Origin of the sequence: Exiguobacterium sp. SH4S7 (assembly GCF_004336795.1) — a bacterium.
GTDB lineage: Bacteria > Bacillota > Bacilli > Exiguobacteriales > Exiguobacteriaceae > Exiguobacterium > Exiguobacterium aurantiacum_A.
The window spans coordinates 33,712-52,558 of the sequence record NZ_SJUT01000002.1 but is presented as its reverse complement, the minus strand read 5'-3'; the positions used below and the strand labels follow the sequence as shown (position 1 = coordinate 52,558).

Sequence of the window (18,847 nt, the reverse complement as noted above, 5' to 3'; positions counted from 1 at the left end):
CTATGTCAGAATGACAACGAAGAGGACGAGGGGGGATAGCATGGAACAGTTGACAAACGAAAGCGTTGTCACCGACCTTGCTCGTCAAATCGAACAACGTATGACTCATCCGTATTTGACGAGACACGAGATTGTACCCGCAGTCGACATGCCTTTACTTCGTTGGATGATCGACATGATTGAACTCGAATCGCATCAACATCGACAGCTCGTGCTCGCGACTTATTTTGCCCATCAAGCACTCGAGCTGCACGATCAAGTGAAGGAGTGCCCGAACGGGTCCCTTGAACGGCAACTTAAAGTGCTCGCCGGAGATTACGCCTCGGCTCAATTTTATAAAATATTGGCGATGTTTCCAGCGGACTATAGCAACCGTTTCGGTCGAACCGTGCAGCTTGTGAACGGCGCGAAGTGCACACTCGCCTTGGGGACGGACGTCGCTGTTGTGACGTGGATGGAAGCGAACTTCGGATTAATCAAAACGTTTTCCGAACTGCTAGGTCAATCTTATTTGACATCGTACGGGAAAGAAATCATCGAACAGAAGGCAACAGAACTGCGCCAAGAAAAAAGAGAACAGCTATCGACACTACTCGCGCATGCTGTCGCTTAGAACGGAAAGGGTGTTACGTGTTGCAACCGAAAGAGAAAGAGCAAAAAGTATATGAAGTATTTCAAACGATCTCGCCAAGCTACGATACGATGAACTCGATCATCAGTTTCCGTCTGCATAAATGGTGGCGCAGAGCGACAATGCGGCGCATGCAAGTGTTCCCCGGCGCAAAATGTTTGGACGTTTGCTGCGGGACGGCCGATTGGACGATTCAACTCGCCGAGGCGGCCGGAAACACCGGGGTCGTCAAAGGACTCGATTTTTCTGAAAATATGCTCGCTGTCGGACACGAGAAAGTGGCTGATTATCCGATGATCGAACTCATTCACGGGAACGCGATGGAGTTGCCGTTCGGAGATCATTCATTCGACTATGTGACGATCGGATTTGGCCTTCGGAACGTACCGGATTATATGACGGTCCTCCGGGAGATGCACCGCGTCTTAAAACCGGGCGGGACAGTGGTCTGTCTCGAGACGAGCCAACCGACGGCACCACTATTCAGCGGGCTCTATAAATTTTACTTTGGATCAGTCATGCCGCTATTCGGCAAAGTGTTTGCCGGGTCGTATGATCAATACAAGTGGCTGCAAGAATCGACGGATCAGTTCCCTGACCGGTTGACGTTAAAGCGCATGTTTGAAGAAGCCGGGTTCGAGCAAGTCGAAGTCAAGGCGTTTTCCGGTGGTGCGTGCGCCATGCACCTAGGAAAGAAGTGGTGAACGATGTCTTTAAAGCGACTTTATCGCCACATGAACCGAGAAATCGAACAGATTGATCGGTTTTTGTCGACGCGGGTCCACACGGAACATCCGGTGATCGAAGCCGCATCGAAACAATTGCTAGATGCCGGGGGGAAGCGGATCCGTCCGGCGTTCGTATTGCTCAGTGCCGGATTTGGGACTGGGAATGATATTCGTCTGACGAAAGTTGCGGCGAGCCTCGAGCTGATTCATATGGCGTCACTCGTTCACGATGATGTGATCGATGACGCGACACTGCGCCGCGGAAAACCGACCGTGATGGAACGATATGACGAGAGCGTCGCCATGTATACCGGTAATACGTTGTTCGGGGAAGCGATTCGGCTCGTGTCCGAAGTCGATTCCCCGGAAGTGATGCAAATCATGGCGGAGACGATGGAACTGATCTGTATCGGCGAGATCAATCAAATTCAAGACCAATATGACTGGGCGCAATCCCCGAAGCGGTACTTGGACCGGATCGCCCGGAAGACGGCACTCTTGATCGAGACGAGTTGCGCGGCCGGGGCCGTCGTCTCCGGGGCGTCACCTGACGTCGTCAAACAACTTCGGTTGTTCGGCTACGATATCGGGATGGCGTTTCAGATGACGGATGATTTGCTCGATTTCACGGCGAAGAGTTTTCAACTCGGTAAGCCCGTCGGTGAAGATTTGAAGCATGGGCATAAAACATTGCCGCTCTTCTATTCATCAGAAGATCCTGTGTTTTATGAGCGGTTGCAGCAAGTCACGAACGCCTCGAACGATGAGATGACCCGGACGCTCGTCCGCGAAGTGCAACGGAACGGTACGCTTGAACGAAGTCAACGCACGATCGACCGTTACGTGAGTCGGGCGATTCAGCGACTCGATTCACTGCCGGATATTCAAGACAAACGGTCGTTGATTGAGATTGCCGAATATATCGGCAAACGAAAATGGTAGTTCACACCTTGTAAACCCTTTCAAAAATGAAGATGACCGTGTAAACTGATAAAGTACATGGTACACATATTGATTTAGGGGGACTAGGGGTATGGAAAAGACATTTTTAATGGTAAAACCTGACGGGGTGAAGCGTGGTTTGATTGGGGAAATCATCACACGTTTCGAGAACAAAGGGTACACGTTGAACCGTCTCGAAATGCTGACGCCGTCAGTTGAGGTTGCAAAATCGCACTATGCGGAACATAAGGAAAAACCGTTCTTTGGAGAACTCGTCGCATTCTTGACGTCAGGTCCGGTCGTCGCGATGGAGTGGGAAGGCGAGAACGTCGTCGCCGTGTCTCGGTTGATGATTGGCAAGACGAACCCACTCGACGCGCAGCCGGGAACGATTCGTGGCGACTTGGCCTCGACAATGTCACAAAACGTCATCCATGGTTCAGACAGCGTGGAAAGTGCCGAGAGAGAATTATCGCTCTGGTTCGCCACTGAAACATCACACGTTTGATGACGATAAAAGGGACGGGGCCTCCTGTCCCTTTTTCTATTTGCATTAAAGCGCTTTCGTATGTTCGGACACGACATGATCTAGGATAAGAGAAAGAATTGAGGTTAGAACTGGTGATAAATGATTATGCGATCTTCGTAAAAAAGTTTTATTTAAAGTCTGGAATCGACTTGAATTTATACAAAGAAGCACAAATGAAAAGACGAATGGTCGCGCTCCGCGAGAAGAAGGGCTACGCCACATTTATCGAGTATTTTAAAGCGATGGAGTCAGACCGAGGTTTGTACGACGAATTTTTAGACCGGATGACGATCAACGTCAGTGAGTTTTATCGAAACCCGGTCCGCTGGCAACAGCTCGAGACGGACGTGTTGCCTGAGCTCATTCGTAGAAGCCAAGGGAAACTCCGGGTCTGGAGCGCGGCTTGTTCGACGGGAGAAGAACCGTATTCACTTGCGATGTTATTGTCGAAGCATTTGTCACCCGCCCAGTTCACGATCACAGCGACTGACCTAGATGACTTGGTGATCGAAAAAGCGAAACAAGGGAAGTATCATGAACGGGCGCTCGTCGATTTGCCGCCTGAGTTTCGAGATCGTTATTTCACCCGTCGAGATGACGACTATTTTGTCTCGGACGAGATTAAAAAACTCGTGACGTTCAAAAAGCACAACTTGCTCGCTGACGTCTACGAACGTAACTTTGACTTGATCGTCTGTAGAAACGTTTTGATTTACTTTACGGAAGAGGCGAAAGAGAAAGTGTACAAGTCGTTCCACCGCTCGCTTCGTCCGGGCGGGGTCCTCTTCGTCGGAGGGACTGAACAAATCTTCCAGCCGAAGCGTTACGGATACAAGATGAAACAAAGTTTCTTCTACGAAAAATTTGAGGAGTGAGGTGGCGCATATGCGTTATTTGACAGCGGGAGAGTCACACGGACCGGGATTGACCGTCATCATCGAAGGAGTCCCGGCCGGCTTAAGCGTCGACGTCGAGGCAATCAACGGCGAGTTGGCGAAACGTCAGTCGGGCTATGGCCGTGGACGCCGAATGCAAATTGAATCAGACAAAATCGAGGTGAGGGCTGGGGTTCGTCATGGGATGACGACCGGAGCCCCTGTTTCGTTTTGGATTGAAAACAAAGACCATGCGCATTGGCGGAACGTCATGCAGGCAGAGCCGGTCGACGACGAGTTTGAAATCAAGCGCCGGGTCGTTCGGCCTCGTCCGGGACATGCTGACCTTGTCGGCGGTCTTAAGTATGACCACCGAGACCTTCGGGACGTGCTCGAACGTTCGAGTGCCCGCGAGACGGCGGCCCGCGTCGCTGTCGGTGCGCTCAGCAAACAGTTGCTCGACGCAGTCGGCATGTCGCTCGTCAGCTATGTGAAAGTGATCGGCGGCATCGAGTCCGCGCCGAAGCACTACGCAGCACTCGAAGAACTACGGACCGTCATCGAGGCGTCACCCGTACGCACGACTGACGAAACGTCCGGTGAAGCGATGATGCGTTTGATTGATGAAGCGAAAGCGGCCGGAGATTCACTTGGCGGCGTCGTCTGCACCGAAGTGCATGGCGTCATCCCAGGGTTGGGTTCTTACGTCCAATATGATCGCAAGCTCGATGCGGCCATCGCTCGCGCCGTCATGAGCGTCAACGCCATCAAAGGGGTTGCCTTTGGCGATGGATTTGACATGGCGTACCGTCCAGGATCGGAAGTGATGGACCCGATCGCCTATGACGAGTCCGGGTATACGAGACTGAGCAACCATCTAGGCGGTTTTGAAGGAGGGATGACGACCGGGATGCCGATCGTCTGCAGTGCCGTGATGAAGCCGATTCCGACGCTCTACAAACCGTTGCAATCGGTCGATATCGATACGAAACAGCCGTTCCTCGCTCAAATCGAACGAAGTGACGCTTGTGCTGTCCCGGCTGCGTCACTTGTCGTCGAGGCGGTCGTCGCGTTCGAACTCGCGCGTGAGTTGTGTGAGACGTTCGGACACGACACCGTCAAACGAATTCAGTCGCGGGTCGAGTCGTATCGTGAGGAAATCCGGTCGTGGTGACGATTCATGTTGACGCATCAGTCCCTTATGACGTGTCGATTGAACACAGCGACGCCTGGTTGGACCGCGTGGATTATTTCCCGGCTTGCTCGACGGTATGGGTCATTACAGACCGGACGGTGGATGCGCTACACGGTAAGGTGTTCAAACAACGTCTAGCCGGCATCCATCCGCAGATCGTTTGGTCGGTCGTCACGCCGGGTGACGGCTCGAAATCACTCGAGACCGTTGAAAAACTCGTGACAGATGGGTTGACCGCACGTTGTGACCGCGACACGCTCGTCGTCGCTTTTGGCGGGGGCATGATCGGGGACTTGGCCGGTTTTCTTGCGAGTGTGTATATGCGAGGGGTCCGTTACATCCAAGTACCGACGACGGTGCTCGCCCATGATTCAGCGATCGGTGGCAAAGTCGCCGTCAACCACCCGCTGTCTAAAAATGCGATCGGTGCGTTTTATCAACCGATCGGTGTGCATTATAACGTGTCCCGTCTCGAGACGCTGAGCAATCGTGACGTCTTGAGCGGGCTCGGTGAGTTGATTAAACATGCTTACTTGTCACGTTACGTCCTCGCTGCTTCATTCGAGGACGAACTGTTTCAGGCGTTGTCAGTTGGTACGCTAGACTGGGAAATGTGGCTTGCGCGCGGGATTGAAGTGAAACGTGTCGTCGTCGAGGCAGACGAACGGGAACACGGTGTCCGGGCGTGGCTCAATTTTGGTCATACGTTCGGGCACGCTTTAGAGTCGGTCGAACGGTATCGACTGTCACACGGGGAGGCGGTGCTGTACGGCATGGTATACGCCTTTCTCGTCGGAGGAGACACGGATCGGGCCAGTAAGCTCGCCGCTTGGATGCGGGCGCGCCGCGTCAGCCCGGTTGAATGGAAACCGTTCGAGACGTATTTGACGGTGATGGGGCTCGATAAGAAAAATCGGGATGGACAAGTCCGTTTCGTGTTGCTCGGTGAAGCGGCTACCGTTGAGGCGGTGCCGTCCGAGCGGCTTGCTGAAGCATACATACAGTTGAAAGGGTGGTTCTGATGGGGTTGAATGGATTGATTCGCGTACCGAGTGATAAGTCGATCACGCACCGCGCGATCTTATTCGGTGCGATAGCGAGCGGGGAGACGGTCGTCATGAATCCGCTCCTTGGGGCAGATTGCCGTTCGACGATCGATGCGGTCCGTAGTCTCGGGGCAAGCGTCGAAGAACTCGACGAGCGGCTCCGGATCGAAGGTGTCGCGTCAGTCGTTCCGGCCACGCTTGACTGCGGGAATTCGGGGACGACGATGCGCCTGCTCTCGGGTCTCGTCTCCGGATATTCGGGTGAGTTCACGCTCGTCGGAGACGACTCGCTCTCGAAACGGCCGATGCGTCGCATCACCGAACCGCTTCGACAGATGGGGGCCGACATCGACGGCGAATTCGCCCCTGTTCGGATCAAGGGGCGGCGCTTGAGCGGGATCGATTACACGTTACCGGTCGCGAGCGCGCAAGTGAAGTCGGCTATCCTATTGGCCGGTCTTCGCGCTGACGGGACGACGATTGTCCGGGAACCGATGCTGTCACGCGACCATACGGAACGGATGCTGCCGCTGTTTGGTGGACGAGTCGAGATCACGAACGAAGATGGCGTGCGGACGATCCGGCTATCGTCAAGTCACCTCGACGGGGCGACAGTCGACGTGCCAGCCGACCCGTCGTCGGCTGCTTTCTTCTGGGCCGGGGCCGCCATCGTCCCAAACAGCCGCGTGACGACGACCGACGTCTGTTTGAACGAGACGAGAATCGGCTTTTTACGAACACTTGAGCGTATGGGAGCGAACGTCGAGATCACTCGGCTGCGACCACTCGGGGAAGAGACGGTCGGAGATGTGACGGTGACAACGAGCGAACTTCAAGGGGTGACGCTCGAAGGCGAGGCCATCCCACGACAAATCGATGAACTCCCACTCTTCGCTCTCGTCGCGTCGCAGGCGTCGAGCCCGTCAGTCGTAAAGGATGCGGGTGAACTGCGTGTGAAAGAGACCGATCGGATCAAGACGGTCGCGAGCGAGCTCGCGGCGCTCGGTGTCGATATCCGCGAGACCGAAGACGGGTTCAGCGTTTTCCCGAGCCGGCTTCAGGCTGGTCATGTGTCCTCGCATGCGGACCATCGTCTATCGATGATGCTACAAGTGGCAGCTTTACTGATCGACGAACCCGTCGTCATCGACGGGATCGAAGCCTCTGAAATCAGTTACCCTCATTTTCGTGACGATTTACAACGGCTCGGTCGTGAGATAGAATAACGGCAATACCTGAAAGTGGTAGGAGGAAATTAATTATGTTAGACGAATCAGTATTAAACCATATAATCGAGATGCTCGAAAAAGGTGAGACCGAGCACGCCTTGGCGCACCTTGAAGCGCTTGAGACAGAAGGTTCGGACGAAGATCGGTTGGCGATTGCCGACCTATATCTCGAACTGGGCCTCGCCGACCGGGCTGTGAATTTACTAGCAGCACTGTATGTCGACTACGCGGGCAACCCGCACGTGGCGCTGTCGCTCGCTGAAGCGTATCTCGACAGCGACCGGGAAGAAGAAGCGATCGCCGTCCTTGAAACGATCGATGCGAGCGACAAAGAGGCGCACATGAGAAGTCTCGTCTTATTAGCTGATTTGTATCAATCGCAAGGACTTGACGAAGTCGCGGTCAAGAAATTGATGGAAGCGTTACAGGCGAATCCGGACGAGCCGCTGCTCGTCTATGGGCTGGCCGAACTATACGCCTCGATCGGTTCGTTTGAACAGGCGGTACCGCTCTATGCTCGCTTACCGCACTTGCGATTACCCGAAGAACTCGATTATCAAGCCGATTACGCTGAAGCACTGACGATGATCGGCTCGTTTGAAGAAGCGCTCGATGAATTCGAGAAGACAGAGAACCGCAATCTGAACACCGTGTTCGGACATGCGATGACGGCCCACCGCATCGGACGTGATGAGGTCGCCATCAAACAGTTCGAAGAGCTCCGCTTGATGGACCCTGACTTTACATCGCTTTACTTGCCGTATACGGAAGCACTCGAGGAACTCGGTCGCATCGATGAAGCGCTCGAAGTGATCGATCAAGGGATCGACCGTGACGACTATAACGATGAGCTGCGCACTGTCAAAGCGAAGCTGTTCTTGAAGCAAGGGCGCACAGACGAAGCGGTCAATGAACTCCGCGAAGCGCTCGCCTTGAACCCGGAATCGCTTCAAGCGACCGAACTGCTGTTGTCAATCTTGTTCGAAGCGGGAGACATGGAAGCCGTGCTCGAGACGATCGATGCGCTCGAGGAGCACTCGACGTCGACGCTCATGACGTGGTACAAGGCGAAAGCCGCCTATGAACTCGAGGACTATGAGCAGGCCGTCAATCTATACACATCGATCGAACAAGTTTATAAAGAGGACGTGTCATTTTCGACTGAATGGGCTACACTATTGGTAGAAGAAGGACAGCGTGACAAGGCGCAGCGTGTGCTCGAGCAAACGCTTGCGCTCACCGTGGATATGATCGACCGCCAAATTCTCGAAGAGCGGATCGACTTGTTGACGGATCGCGATTAATCAATATAAAGGAGATGGGGTCATATGGTCGAGCGGAAAAAGAATTTTTTAAAGCGATTCCTCGCTCATCATACGCTTCGTAAGCGAGAGGCCAAATGGATCATTGATTATTGGCTTAGACATCCTGAAAAACTTGGGAACGTTCATTTCGTGACGAACGCCTCGGTTTCACCGCGCAGCCTCGTCATGACGGCGTACGGCTTCGAAGGGGAACCGTTCCGTTACCGACGAGGTGACCTCATCACGGTCAATCCGGAAAAGGCGTACCATGACATTCGGCTCCACGACGGGACGATTTATGTCGAACTAAACTTTCAAGGGATGATGATTGATGAGAGTTGGATCGACATCGTCGAGCTCAATCCGTTTGAGCCTGTCGCCGAGATTAAAGACGAAGTGACGAACTCGGCCCAGACGGTCATTCGAGCATCGGTCGCCCAGTTCGAGGAAGAGCGTCTGCTCGTCGAGATCGACGAGGCGCTTGATCGCCGGGACGAGAAGCTGTTTCGTAATTTGACGAGCAAACTTCATCAAGTGAGAGCATCGAAATTATTTTAGGAAAAACAAGCGCTTCCGTTATGGAAAGCGCTTGTTTTTTGGTATATTAATGACGTAGGAATACACAATAATTTCACATTTCGTTCATAACTTTCGAGAGGAAGCGAATGTAGGTACGCTACAATGGACATGATGATGTATGTCTTCTAAAGAGAGGAGGAGGAAGATGAGGTTCGATGGCATGGATGCGTTGAAATCGCTGACCGAACGCCAATACGTCGATACGCTCATCGTCCCACTCGTCGAACTGGCGTTTGATGAGGAGATGGTGCGTAAAGCCGAAAGCTACGAGGTCGTCCAAGCGGTGGCGCTTGAAACCGAACGACAGCTGTCTGGACGGACGATGCTGAATCCGACGCTTAGCTATCTCGATGTCGAGGCCGGGTACGAATTTGCATGCGCAGTCATGACAAAAGCAACGACGGCCGGGTTTGCCCACGTGTTGTTCATCTCTTCAGACGTTCGCTTCAAAGCGTTCGAGTTACCGGTCATATTCGTTCCGCCGCTTGCCTTGAAAGGCATGTCGGGGGAGCAGTCGCACACGATGGTCCAAAATTTTGCGACGCAAGTCATTACAGAGCTTTCGGGCCGTTGGATGGCGACATGAAGCGGTTGACGTAGAGGTTTTATTGATATACTATTTTGGTGAGTGAGAAATTTTTGTGAAGAATGCATAAAGAATTATGGGGTTATGCACACGAATGAGGGGGGAACCAAATGGCTCAAAATGGGTCAAAAGTCACGCGCCGTCAGTTCTTAACGTATACGTTAACTGGTGTAGGTGGCTTTATGGCGGCAACATTGATCAGTCCGATGGTCAACTTTGCGATCGATCCGGTCTTGAAAAAATCGGGTGCGGGCGACAAAGTGAAGGTCATGAGTCTTGACGACATCACGACTGAGCCGCAACGTGTCGACTTTAAAAAACAAACGCAAGACGCTTGGTATGAATTTGAAGAAACACTTTCAGCATGGGTGTTCAAAGACGAGAACGGTGAAGTAATCGCACTCTCTCCTATCTGTACGCATCTTGGCTGTCAAGTAGGTTATGGTGGAGATCCGACAAGACCGTCAGAATTTTTCTGTCCGTGTCACTTCGGGCGTTACGAAAAAGACGGAACGAACATTCCGGGTACACCTCCGACATCACCGCTGGCACGCTATGAAAAAGAAGAAAAAGACGGCTTCCTATACTTGGGCAGTCCAGTCGCACAGTTGTGAGAGGGGGAAATAGTCGATGTTACAAAAAATTTATGATTGGGTCGATGAACGCGTCGACATCACGCCGTTATGGCGCGACATCGCTGACCATGAAGTACCGGAACACGTCAACCCTGCCCATCACTTTTCAGCATTTGTTTATTGCTTCGGCGGTCTGACATTTTTCACGGTCGTGATTCAAATTCTGTCAGGGATGTTCTTGACGATGTACTACGTTCCAGATATCATCAATGCCCACGCATCGGTGTATTACTTACAGAACGAAATCGCACACGGACAAATCGTTCGTGGGATGCACCATTGGGGCGCATCGGTCGCGATCGTCATGTTGTTCTTACACACGCTCCGTGTGTTCTTCACCGGATCGTATAAGAAACCACGCGAACTCAACTGGGTCGTCGGAGTCCTCTTGTTCTTCGTCGTCTTGGCGCTCGGTCTTACAGGTTACTTGTTACCTTGGGATATGAAAGCGTTGTTCGCAACGAAAGTTACGCTTCAAATTGCCGAAAGTGTTCCTGTCATTGGTGGAATCGCCAAGACCCTTCTCGCCGGTGGTGAGATCGTCGGGGCACGGACGCTCACGAACTTCTTCGCCATTCACGTCTTCTTCTTACCGGCGGCCTTGTTCGGACTCCTCGGAGCCCACTTCCTGATGATTCGTAAACAAGGAATATCTGGACCGCTATAAGCCGATTCGAAGACAAAAAGGAGGAGAAACGATATGCATCGCGGTAAAGGGATGAAATTTGTAACCGACTCTCGAGTAGGAATCGGGAATCGGAAACAAAATATTGCAAAAGACTATTCTGAATATCCAGGACGCACAGAAGCGTTCTGGCCGAACTTCTTGCTTAAAGAGTGGATGGTCGGTTCGGTCTTCTTGATCGGATTCATCGCCTTGACGATCGTCGAGGCAGCACCGCTCCAAAACATCGCCGATCCAACGAACACGTCATACATTCCGTTACCGGACTGGTATTTCTTGTTCTTGTATCAATTGCTCAAGTATCAATTCGCGGCGGGGGACTGGATCCTTCTTGGAACGGTCATCTTGCCTGGGGTCGCGTTCACGGCGCTCTTGATCGCACCGTGGCTCGACCAAGGAATCGAGCGCAGGCCGGCCAAACGACCGGTCGCGATCAGCTTCATGCTGCTCGGGATTCTCTCGATCATGTACTTGACGTGGGAATCTGTTCAAACGACGCATTGGGATCAAGTTCATGAGCAAGGAATCTTAGTCGTACCGGGTGAAGGTCCGGAAATCGACACAGCCGCACCTGGCTATGAGATTTATGCAGCCCAGTCTTGTGTTAACTGTCACGGTCAAAACCTCGAGGGCGGGGCGGCAGCTCCAGGACTCATCGGAACGGCCTACACGGCTGAAGAGATCGCGGAGATCGCGGTCAACGGTGTCGGCACGATGCCGGCCGGTCAGTGGGACGGTTCGGATGAAGACCTCCAAGCCATGTCCGAGTTCCTCGCCTCATACGGTGAAGGCGGCGAAAATAACCAGTAAGCAATCGAGTGTAGTCCCCTATGGGCTACACTCTTTTACTTATCGGTCACGCAAGCTACAATAAAGAAAAAAAGGACGGAATGATTTCATGAACTATACGATGTGGCTTCCCTTTCTAAAACATAAAGCCGTTTTAACATTCCTCTTCATCGTCAATCTGCTCGGCACGATTTACGGATACGTCTGGTATGAACCACAGCTTCGCGACACGCCGCTCATCTATTGGCCGTTCGTACCGGACAGCCCGACGGCGTCACTATTTTTCACAATCGTCCTGGCGCTGTGGCTGCTCAAGAAAAGCTCACCGCTCATCGAGACACTCGCCTTCATCACACTCGTCAAATACGGGGTCTGGGCCGTCGTCATGAACGTCATGTTCCTCATGAAGCTAGGAGACGACGCGGATACGTTCATCGTGCTCATGGCCGTCATGCTCATGCTGTCTCACGGTGCGATGGCGGTCCAGGCGTTTCTATACGCCCCGTTCATGCGTTGGACCGTGTCGTCGTTCGTCTTGACGCTCATCTGGGTCATCCATAACGACGTCGTCGACTACGTGCTCGGACAATGGCCGCGTTATCCGTCGCTTGCCGAGCATATTATGTGGATCGGCTACGGGTCGTTCTGGTTGACGGGAATATGTTTTTTTGTGGGATACCGACTCATCCTGCGCGCTTCGCTTGATAATAAGTTCATAAGAATGTAAAATCGAGATATCAAATATACGCAGAGGTGATATAGAAAATGTCATTAGGTGGCTATATTTTCTATCTCGCGCTGATCATGCTCATCCCGTTATGGGCCCAGATGCGAGTGAAAAGTACGTACAAAAAGTTTTTACAACAACCACTTCAAAGCGGTGTCACCGGCGCTCAAGTCGCTGACTTCATCATGAAACAAAACGGTGTGCACGATGTCCGCATCGAGATGGTCGACGGTTTGATGAGTGACCATTACGACCCGACGCATAAAGTCGTCCGCTTGTCGCGCGAAGTGTATCAAGGATCAACGATCTCGTCGGCAGCGATCGCGGCCCATGAGATCGGTCACGTCGTCCAAGACGCGACGGACTATAAGATGATGCGTGTCCGCCATCGGCTCGTGCCGGTCGTGAACATCACGTCAAACTTGTCGTTCCCGCTGCTCATAGGAGGTTTCCTCTTAGGTGCGATGGGACTTGCCCAGCTCGGTGTCGTCATGATGCTCGGGGCGGTCTTGTTCCAACTCGTCACGCTCCCGGTCGAATTTGACGCCTCGAAACGCGCCATGGCCGAACTGACGAGCCACGGGATCGTGACCGCGACGGAAGAGTCAGGTGCCCGTAAAGTGTTGAACGCGGCTGCTTGGACTTATGTCGCAGCGACACTTGTCGCGGTTGCCGAACTGATCCGTCTCGCACTGATCGTCTTTATGCCACGCGATGAATAGAATCGATCCCGTCGACTGACGGGATTTTTTTGTATGAGGAGGGGAATTGTATGGCAAAACCACAGTTGACGAAGTCAGGCCGTCTTCGTCTCATCGAACAGCTCGAGTCGCTCCGCGGAAGCGGTCGGAGCGAGGCGCTCGAACGAGTGAAGACGGCGCGCAAATTTTGTGACTTTAGAGAAGACGTGACGTACTTTGAGGCGATCCGGGAACAGGAGCGCATCGAGGCGAAAATTGTTGAACTCGAGCGCGTGCTTGCCGACGCGATGATCGAGGATGATGCGCCAACGGATCGCGTCGGTTTCGGAGTGGAGGTATGGATCAGGGAACTGCCGGACGGTGAGGACGAGACGTATCGGATCGTCGGTGAGCTCGAGGCTGATTTGGCGAACGGGACGATCTCGGTCTCGTCCCCGCTCGGAAGCGGCTTGCTCGGAAAACGAGTCGGGGAGACGGCTAGTATCGATTCGCCGGGCGGTGCCCTTTACTTTGAAATTAAACGGATCGAACGATAGAGAGGGCGTCCGCACAAAAAAGACGAACACATCTCCAAATTAGGGATGTGTTCGTCTTTTTTATTTGAGCGGTACGCGATTCTCGTCGAACGTGAACCCTTCGCCGCCGACTTCGTATACGTGATGGAACGTGACGAAAGCGTGCGGGTCAATCTGTTTGACGATCGTCTTGAGGCGGTTGACCTCGTTGCGTCCGACGACGACGTAAATCACTTCGAGCTCTTTATTCGAATAGCCGCCTTTCGCGAGCAGACGGGTCGTCCCGCGGTTCATCGTCGCGTGGATGCCGTCGGCGATGGCGGTCCGGTGGTCGCTGATAATCATCGCGGCCTTACCGGCATATGTGCCTTCCTGCATCGAATCGATGACGCGGGCGCCGATATAGACGGCAAGGAGCGTATACATCGCCTCGCGGATGTCGAGATACGTCAAACTGAGGACGATGACGAAAAAGTCGAACACGAGGAACGTCTTGCCGATCGACCAACCGACGTAACGTTGGACGAGGCGAGCGATAATATCGATGCCCCCGGTCGTCCCGCCGTTGTTGAAAATGATGCCGAGACCGACGCCGATGAACAGACCGGCGAATAAACTCGCGAGCACCATGTCATCGGTCAAATCGATGACGAGGTTCGAGTACTTAGCGATCAGCCCATACCAGAGCGAAAAGCTGAACGTCCCGACGAGCGTATAGATGAACGTCGTCCGCCCGAGCAGCTTGTAGCTGACGAAGAAGAGCGGCAGATTGAGCGCCAAGTTCGTGATCGATGGCGACCAACCGAACAAGCCGCGCAGAATCAACGTGATCCCGGTGAAACCGCCTTCGGCCAAGTTGTTTTGGACGTTAAAATGAAACACGCCGAATGCAAAAATGAATGAACCGATGAGAATAAAGAATATATTGCGAAACCGAATCGGTAATTGTACCGTCATGTGGTTCACCTCCCATCCATAAGCGTACTCGAAAAACCTGTGGATTGCCTACCCTGAACATATGACATTCGACAGTGAGTCCGATATACTTTTCACAGAAGAGGTGATTTTTTATGAAAATAGTAGCAATCGGGGCCCATCCGGACGATATCGAAATCGGCATCGCCGGCATGACGGCCCAGTGGACGGGTGATCGCATCCCAGTCCTGTACGTCGATTTGACGCGGGCCGAACTGTCGTCGAACGGCGATGTCGTCACGCGGGCACAGGAAGCGGCAACAGCCGATAGAATTCTCGGCGTCCGTCGCATCAATCTCGGTTTCCCTGACCGTGGCCTGCTCGGGACAGCCGACCAAATTGAAACGCTCGTCCGCTTGATCCGGACCGAGCGACCGACGCATCTGCTCTATCCGTACGGCGTCGACCGCCATCCCGACCACGGGGCGTGCGCCCGTCTCGTCGAAGAGGCGCTGTTCAACGCCGGGATTCGCAAATATATGTCCGACGTCCCGGCTTACCGTCCGGACAGCGTCTATCAATACATGATCAACGCCCACGTGCGACCGGACGTCTGCATCGACATCACGGCGACGCTCGATAAAAAAGTGGACGCGTTGACGTCATACGCAAGTCAATTCACACCAGTTGACGGCGTCGACACACCATTGACCGATGCGTACGTCGACCGCGTCGTCGCGCGCGACCGTCACTTCGGTAGCTTGATCGGCACGGACTACGCCGAAGGGCTCATGACCGTCAAACCATACGTCGTCACGCAGGCGGGTGAGCTCGCATGAAGCTACGTATCGGAGTCCTCTGTTATCCGTCGGTCGGAGGTTCAGGCATCCTCGCGACCGAGCTCGGGATGAAACTCGCCGACCGGGGGCACGACGTCCATTTCATCACGTCGAGCATCCCGTTCCGGTTGAATGCGTATCATCCGAACATCACGTTCCACCAAGTCGAGATCAACCAGTACTCGGTGTTCCGCTATCCTCCGTACGATATCACGCTCGCCTCGAAGATCGCGAGCGTCATCCGTGCGTTCGGCCTCGACGTCATCCACGCGCACTATGCGGTGCCCCATGCGGTTTGTGCCGCGCTCGGACGCGAGATGGCCGAGAGTAAGACGCCGATCGTCTCGACGCTCCACGGCACCGATATTACGGTGCTCGGGGAAGATGAAGAGTTGAAACCGGCGATCCTGTACGGTTTACGTCAGTCGGACGCGATCACGGCCGTGTCCGACAGTTTGAAGCGCGAGACGCTTGAGCGGATCGATGCAGGCCTTGAGATCGATGTCATCCATAACTTTATCGACGAATCGGTTTATCAGCCGCAAGCCGAGCCGTCGCTCCGTGAACGTTACGGCTTGTCAGCAGCCGACCGCGTCGTCATCCATATCTCGAACTTCCGACAAGTGAAGCGGATCGACCTCGTGCTCGAGGCGTTCCAGCGGATGAGCGTCCCGGGCAAGAAGTTGCTCCTCGTCGGTGACGGACCGCTCATGGGGGCGATGCGTCGACTCGTGAGCGAGATGGCGCTCGAAGACAGTGTCATCTTCGCCGGGAAACAAGAGCAAGTCGCGGCGTTGTTGTCGATCAGCGACGTCCATCTTCTGTTGTCGGACAAAGAGGCGTTCGGTCTCGTCGCTCTCGAGGCGTTAGCGACAGGCGTCCCATCGGTCGTCAGCGATGCCGGGGGCTTGCCGGAAGTGATCACGGACGGAGTGGACGGTTTTGTCGTCGCGCGCGGCGACGTCACAGCGGCCACGACCGCGCTCGAAGCGATCTTGCTCGACGATGCGCTCCATGCGAAACTGCGTGCCGGCGGTCTCGTGAAAGCGAGACAGTTCGCGTCTAAAGACATCGTCACGCAATATGAACGACTATACGAACAGGTGGTGCGCCGATGACAGAATGGGAGTATGCGAAACAAATCATAAAAAAAATCAACGACCACGGGGGCGAGGCGTACATCGTCGGCGGTGCCGTTCGTGACTACGTGCGCGGCACGCTTCCCGACGACATCGATATCGCGACGTCGTTGTTCCCGGAAGACGTCATGAAACTGTTCCCGAAATCGGTCCCGACCGGAATCGATCACGGGACGGTCACGGTCATCCTCGATCATCATCCGTTCGAGGTGACGACGTTCCGTTCGGAAGGGACGTATTCGGACTCGCGACGCCCCGACCACGTCTCGCTCGGCGTCACGCTCGAAGAGGACATGTTGCGCCGCGACTTCACGATGAACGCGATGGCGTTCCATGACGGCAACGTCGTCGACTTGTTCGGCGGCCGGCTTGACCTCGAGGCGCGGATTATCCGGACCGTCGGGAGCCCGTACGAACGGTTCGGGGAAGACGCGCTCCGGATCATGCGCGCGTTTCGGTTCATGTCCCAGCTCGACTTCACGCTCGCTGATGATGTGCGGAACGCGGCGAGGACGCTCGGCCACAAATTGCAAGACATCGCGATGGAACGCATCGCCATCGAGTTCGAGAAGTTGATGACGGGACCTGCTTACCGCCGAGCGCTGACCGACCTCGTCGAGCTCGGCATCCATCAGTACTTACCGGACGTGTCCAAACAGCTCGTCCATCGTGTTATCGCTGACAGACGGGCACCAATCAACGCGGTCGGAGGCTGGGCGCTATTCGTCTATCACGCCGGAGACATCCGTTGGCTCTCGCCATGGAAGCGTTCGAACGCCTTGAAGCGGGAAGCGGGCGTATTGGCCAACCTGTTCGACTCCGGGCTCGATACGTTCACCGTATATGAGACGTCTCAAGCGACGCTCGAGACGTATTTGCGGATGACCGGGAGCACGGAATCGTCCGACGCCTTGAAACGTGTGCTCCCGATCCAGTCACGGCGGGAGCTCCGGTTCGACGGTCGCGATGCGCTTCAGGTCGGGGCGAGCGGCGCACGGATCAAGCACTTGCTCGCCGACCTCGAACGGCGCGTCGTCCTCGGCGAGTTAGCTAACGAGGAACAAACGTTACGAGAGGAGGCGGTCATGTGGCTTCAACGAGAGGAAAGGTCTTAAACTTGCTCCAAGACGGGGCGGTGTGGAGCGGACAGGAATTGGCCCGCCAATTAAATATTTCACGTACCGCCATTTGGAAACACATCGAGACGTTAAAACAAGACGGTTACGACATCGAAACGATCCCGCGTAAAGGGTATCAACTGTTCGGACGGACGGACCGGCTCGATGAACCGGCGTTCGTCTCGTTCCGGCACGGCCGGTTCGGGCAACACGTCTACGCCTACGACCAAGTCGACACGACGCAGCGCATCGCCCACGAACTCGCCCAAAAAGGGGCGCTTGAGGGGACGCTCGTCATCAGCGAAGAACAGACGGCAGGGCGCGGCCAACTTGGGCGCAGTTGGCACAACCCGAGCCACGTCAATATCGCGGCTAGTATCATCCTTCGTCCGGAGCTGCCGATTCGGGAAGCGTCGAAGCTGACGCTCATGGCGGCGAGCGCTTTCGCCCGGTCGCTAAGGCAACAAGGCGTCCCGGCATATATCAAATGGCCGAACGACCTGCTCGTGAACGGGAAGAAGATCGGTGGGATTTTGACCGAGATGCAAACTGAAGGCGACCGCATCCAAGCCGTCATCCTCGGCTTCGGATTGAACGTCAATACGGAGTCGATCCCGACTGACTTGGTTCACCGGGCGACGTCGATCAAATTGGAGACGGGCGTCGCGTTACGACGCAGTGAAGTGCTCGCCGATCTATTGGCCGAGCTCGAGACCGAATATGACGCGTTGCTCGAATCCGGGTTCGGCCCGGTCCGCGACAACTGGCTAGAGAACGCCGCTTATTTGAATGAAGAAGTGACGTTGACCGCCTCGGGGGAGTCTAAACGCGGTATCATGCGCGGCATCTCAGAACAGGGGGCGCTCCTGCTCGAGCGTCATGGTGCCATCGAAGCCATCTATTCCGCTGAAATCGCAGTCTGGAATGATTGATGGAAACGTATTCGTGGTCTATAATGAACGTGTCGGACGCTATCGCAAGAAGTGTACCGGAATTGCAGACCGTCGTTTTAGTTAATTGTCTGCCTTGATCATTTTGACAGGGACAGAAGGACACTCAACCTTGAGTTCGTTTTCGTGCGCCTTCTTGCCAATCGTGTAAGAAGGCGTTTTTCCTTTCCTGTCTCCACATTTAGGAGGA

22 protein-coding genes are annotated in these 18,847 nt (G+C 54.2%); 21 read left to right on the top strand and 1 reads right to left on the bottom strand.

Annotated elements, in window-relative coordinates:
- Window positions 1-40: 40 nt before the first annotated feature.
- The 17 genes from EVJ29_RS04365 to EVJ29_RS04285 all read left to right on the top strand — a co-directional run bounded on the left by EVJ29_RS04365 (window position 41) and on the right by EVJ29_RS04285 (window position 13,717).
- Window positions 41-613 (top strand): heptaprenyl diphosphate synthase component 1, encoded by a 573-nt coding sequence (locus tag EVJ29_RS04365; protein WP_071399652.1) that lies wholly within the window; start codon window positions 41-43, stop codon window positions 611-613.
- 20 nt (window positions 614-633) lie between these two features.
- Window positions 634-1,335 carry a demethylmenaquinone methyltransferase gene (locus tag EVJ29_RS04360; protein ID WP_035386712.1) on the top strand — a complete coding sequence of 234 codons (702 nt, stop codon included), beginning with the start codon at window positions 634-636 and terminating at the stop codon, window positions 1,333-1,335.
- A gap of 30 nt (window positions 1,336-1,365) precedes the next feature.
- Window positions 1,366-2,301, top strand: coding sequence for a polyprenyl synthetase family protein (locus EVJ29_RS04355; RefSeq protein WP_236633389.1), 936 nt, complete (start codon window positions 1,366-1,368; stop codon window positions 2,299-2,301).
- 91 nt (window positions 2,302-2,392) lie between these two features.
- The gene (ndk, locus tag EVJ29_RS04350; RefSeq protein WP_131489824.1) at window positions 2,393-2,809 is read left to right on the top strand and encodes a nucleoside-diphosphate kinase; all 417 of its coding nucleotides are present in this window, start codon (window positions 2,393-2,395) and stop codon (window positions 2,807-2,809) included.
- Window positions 2,810-2,925: 116 nt separating this feature from the next.
- Window positions 2,926-3,705 carry a CheR family methyltransferase gene (locus tag EVJ29_RS04345; RefSeq protein WP_070327943.1) on the top strand — a complete coding sequence of 260 codons (780 nt, stop codon included), beginning with the start codon at window positions 2,926-2,928 and terminating at the stop codon, window positions 3,703-3,705.
- A 10-nt stretch (window positions 3,706-3,715) separates the two neighbouring features.
- Window positions 3,716-4,879 carry a chorismate synthase gene (aroC, locus tag EVJ29_RS04340; RefSeq protein ID WP_131465238.1) on the top strand — a complete coding sequence of 388 codons (1,164 nt, stop codon included), beginning with the start codon at window positions 3,716-3,718 and terminating at the stop codon, window positions 4,877-4,879.
- Window positions 4,873-5,922 (top strand): 3-dehydroquinate synthase, encoded by a 1,050-nt coding sequence (locus EVJ29_RS04335; RefSeq protein ID WP_131489823.1) that lies wholly within the window; start codon window positions 4,873-4,875, stop codon window positions 5,920-5,922. Before aroC ends, EVJ29_RS04335 begins: the two co-directional genes overlap by 7 nt.
- The gene (aroA, locus tag EVJ29_RS04330; RefSeq protein WP_131489822.1) at window positions 5,922-7,172 is read left to right on the top strand and encodes a 3-phosphoshikimate 1-carboxyvinyltransferase; all 1,251 of its coding nucleotides are present in this window, start codon (window positions 5,922-5,924) and stop codon (window positions 7,170-7,172) included. The genes EVJ29_RS04335 and aroA overlap by 1 nt, the downstream gene beginning before the upstream one ends.
- Window positions 7,173-7,207: 35 nt before the next feature.
- The gene (locus EVJ29_RS04325; RefSeq protein ID WP_070327427.1) at window positions 7,208-8,479 is read left to right on the top strand and encodes a tetratricopeptide repeat protein; all 1,272 of its coding nucleotides are present in this window, start codon (window positions 7,208-7,210) and stop codon (window positions 8,477-8,479) included.
- Window positions 8,480-8,503: 24 nt separating this feature from the next.
- The gene (locus tag EVJ29_RS04320) at window positions 8,504-9,037 is read left to right on the top strand and encodes a ReoY family proteolytic degradation factor (protein ID WP_016509965.1); all 534 of its coding nucleotides are present in this window, start codon (window positions 8,504-8,506) and stop codon (window positions 9,035-9,037) included.
- Window positions 9,038-9,203: 166 nt separating this feature from the next.
- Window positions 9,204-9,644: a DUF2487 family protein gene (locus EVJ29_RS04315; protein ID WP_236633388.1), complete on the top strand. Its 441-nt coding sequence runs from the start codon at window positions 9,204-9,206 to the stop codon at window positions 9,642-9,644.
- A gap of 110 nt (window positions 9,645-9,754) precedes the next feature.
- A complete protein-coding gene (locus EVJ29_RS04310; RefSeq protein WP_131465232.1) occupies window positions 9,755-10,258 on the top strand; it encodes a QcrA and Rieske domain-containing protein in 504 nt (167 codons plus the stop codon).
- A 16-nt stretch (window positions 10,259-10,274) separates the two neighbouring features.
- The gene (gene qcrB, locus EVJ29_RS04305; RefSeq protein WP_016509980.1) at window positions 10,275-10,946 is read left to right on the top strand and encodes a menaquinol-cytochrome c reductase cytochrome b subunit; all 672 of its coding nucleotides are present in this window, start codon (window positions 10,275-10,277) and stop codon (window positions 10,944-10,946) included.
- 33 nt (window positions 10,947-10,979) lie between these two features.
- A complete protein-coding gene (locus EVJ29_RS04300) occupies window positions 10,980-11,774 on the top strand; it encodes a menaquinol-cytochrome c reductase cytochrome b/c subunit (protein ID WP_070327424.1) in 795 nt (264 codons plus the stop codon).
- A gap of 88 nt (window positions 11,775-11,862) precedes the next feature.
- Window positions 11,863-12,480, top strand: a complete 618-nt coding sequence (locus tag EVJ29_RS04295) for a DUF1405 domain-containing protein (RefSeq protein ID WP_131489821.1) — start codon at window positions 11,863-11,865, stop codon at window positions 12,478-12,480.
- Between the two features lie 38 nt (window positions 12,481-12,518).
- Window positions 12,519-13,202, top strand: a complete 684-nt coding sequence (locus EVJ29_RS04290) for a zinc metallopeptidase (protein WP_070327422.1) — start codon at window positions 12,519-12,521, stop codon at window positions 13,200-13,202.
- Window positions 13,203-13,252: 50 nt separating this feature from the next.
- Complete coding sequence (locus EVJ29_RS04285; RefSeq protein WP_131504753.1) at window positions 13,253-13,717, top strand: GreA/GreB family elongation factor; 465 nt, start codon at window positions 13,253-13,255, stop codon at window positions 13,715-13,717.
- 60 nt (window positions 13,718-13,777) lie between these two features.
- Here EVJ29_RS04285 and EVJ29_RS04280 read toward each other — a convergent pair whose 3' ends face one another.
- Window positions 13,778-14,653, bottom strand: coding sequence for a YitT family protein (locus EVJ29_RS04280; protein WP_016509982.1), 876 nt, complete (start codon window positions 14,651-14,653; stop codon window positions 13,778-13,780).
- A gap of 113 nt (window positions 14,654-14,766) precedes the next feature.
- On the opposite strand from EVJ29_RS04280, the gene bshB1 reads away from it, so the two are divergent.
- From bshB1 to EVJ29_RS04260, 4 genes are read left to right on the top strand one after another with little or no spacing between them, the layout of a single operon-like run.
- Window positions 14,767-15,450, top strand: coding sequence for a bacillithiol biosynthesis deacetylase BshB1 (bshB1, locus tag EVJ29_RS04275; protein WP_131465226.1), 684 nt, complete (start codon window positions 14,767-14,769; stop codon window positions 15,448-15,450).
- Window positions 15,447-16,568, top strand: coding sequence for an N-acetyl-alpha-D-glucosaminyl L-malate synthase BshA (gene bshA / locus EVJ29_RS04270; protein ID WP_131489819.1), 1,122 nt, complete (start codon window positions 15,447-15,449; stop codon window positions 16,566-16,568). Before bshB1 ends, bshA begins: the two co-directional genes overlap by 4 nt.
- A complete protein-coding gene (locus EVJ29_RS04265; RefSeq protein ID WP_070327418.1) occupies window positions 16,565-17,704 on the top strand; it encodes a CCA tRNA nucleotidyltransferase in 1,140 nt (379 codons plus the stop codon). The genes bshA and EVJ29_RS04265 overlap by 4 nt, the downstream gene beginning before the upstream one ends.
- Entirely contained in the window at window positions 17,677-18,639 is a 963-nt protein-coding gene (locus tag EVJ29_RS04260; protein WP_131504752.1) for a biotin--[acetyl-CoA-carboxylase] ligase, read from the top strand. The genes EVJ29_RS04265 and EVJ29_RS04260 overlap by 28 nt, the downstream gene beginning before the upstream one ends.
- The last annotated feature ends 208 nt before the right edge of the window (window positions 18,640-18,847 follow it).

What these genes read in the sequence shown, in the direction of transcription:
- EVJ29_RS04365 (WP_071399652.1), top strand. Translation starts at nt 41, where the DNA reads ATGGAACAGTTGACAAACGAAAGCGTTGTCACCGACCTTGCTCGTCAA.
- EVJ29_RS04355 (WP_236633389.1), top strand. Translation starts at nt 1,366, where the DNA reads ATGAACCGAGAAATCGAACAGATTGATCGGTTTTTGTCGACGCGGGTC.
- ndk (WP_131489824.1), top strand. Translation starts at nt 2,393, where the DNA reads ATGGAAAAGACATTTTTAATGGTAAAACCTGACGGGGTGAAGCGTGGT.
- aroC (WP_131465238.1), top strand. Translation starts at nt 3,716, where the DNA reads ATGCGTTATTTGACAGCGGGAGAGTCACACGGACCGGGATTGACCGTC.
- aroA (WP_131489822.1), top strand. Translation starts at nt 5,922, where the DNA reads ATGGGGTTGAATGGATTGATTCGCGTACCGAGTGATAAGTCGATCACG.
- EVJ29_RS04325 (WP_070327427.1), top strand. Translation starts at nt 7,208, where the DNA reads ATGTTAGACGAATCAGTATTAAACCATATAATCGAGATGCTCGAAAAA.
- EVJ29_RS04320 (WP_016509965.1), top strand. Translation starts at nt 8,504, where the DNA reads ATGGTCGAGCGGAAAAAGAATTTTTTAAAGCGATTCCTCGCTCATCAT.
- EVJ29_RS04315 (WP_236633388.1), top strand. Translation starts at nt 9,204, where the DNA reads ATGAGGTTCGATGGCATGGATGCGTTGAAATCGCTGACCGAACGCCAA.
- EVJ29_RS04310 (WP_131465232.1), top strand. Translation starts at nt 9,755, where the DNA reads ATGGCTCAAAATGGGTCAAAAGTCACGCGCCGTCAGTTCTTAACGTAT.
- qcrB (WP_016509980.1), top strand. Translation starts at nt 10,275, where the DNA reads ATGTTACAAAAAATTTATGATTGGGTCGATGAACGCGTCGACATCACG.
- EVJ29_RS04300 (WP_070327424.1), top strand. Translation starts at nt 10,980, where the DNA reads ATGCATCGCGGTAAAGGGATGAAATTTGTAACCGACTCTCGAGTAGGA.
- EVJ29_RS04295 (WP_131489821.1), top strand. Translation starts at nt 11,863, where the DNA reads ATGAACTATACGATGTGGCTTCCCTTTCTAAAACATAAAGCCGTTTTA.
- EVJ29_RS04290 (WP_070327422.1), top strand. Translation starts at nt 12,519, where the DNA reads ATGTCATTAGGTGGCTATATTTTCTATCTCGCGCTGATCATGCTCATC.
- EVJ29_RS04285 (WP_131504753.1), top strand. Translation starts at nt 13,253, where the DNA reads ATGGCAAAACCACAGTTGACGAAGTCAGGCCGTCTTCGTCTCATCGAA.
- EVJ29_RS04280 (WP_016509982.1), bottom strand. Translation starts at nt 14,653, where the DNA reads ATGACGGTACAATTACCGATTCGGTTTCGCAATATATTCTTTATTCTC.
- bshB1 (WP_131465226.1), top strand. Translation starts at nt 14,767, where the DNA reads ATGAAAATAGTAGCAATCGGGGCCCATCCGGACGATATCGAAATCGGC.
- bshA (WP_131489819.1), top strand. Translation starts at nt 15,447, where the DNA reads ATGAAGCTACGTATCGGAGTCCTCTGTTATCCGTCGGTCGGAGGTTCA.
- EVJ29_RS04265 (WP_070327418.1), top strand. Translation starts at nt 16,565, where the DNA reads ATGACAGAATGGGAGTATGCGAAACAAATCATAAAAAAAATCAACGAC.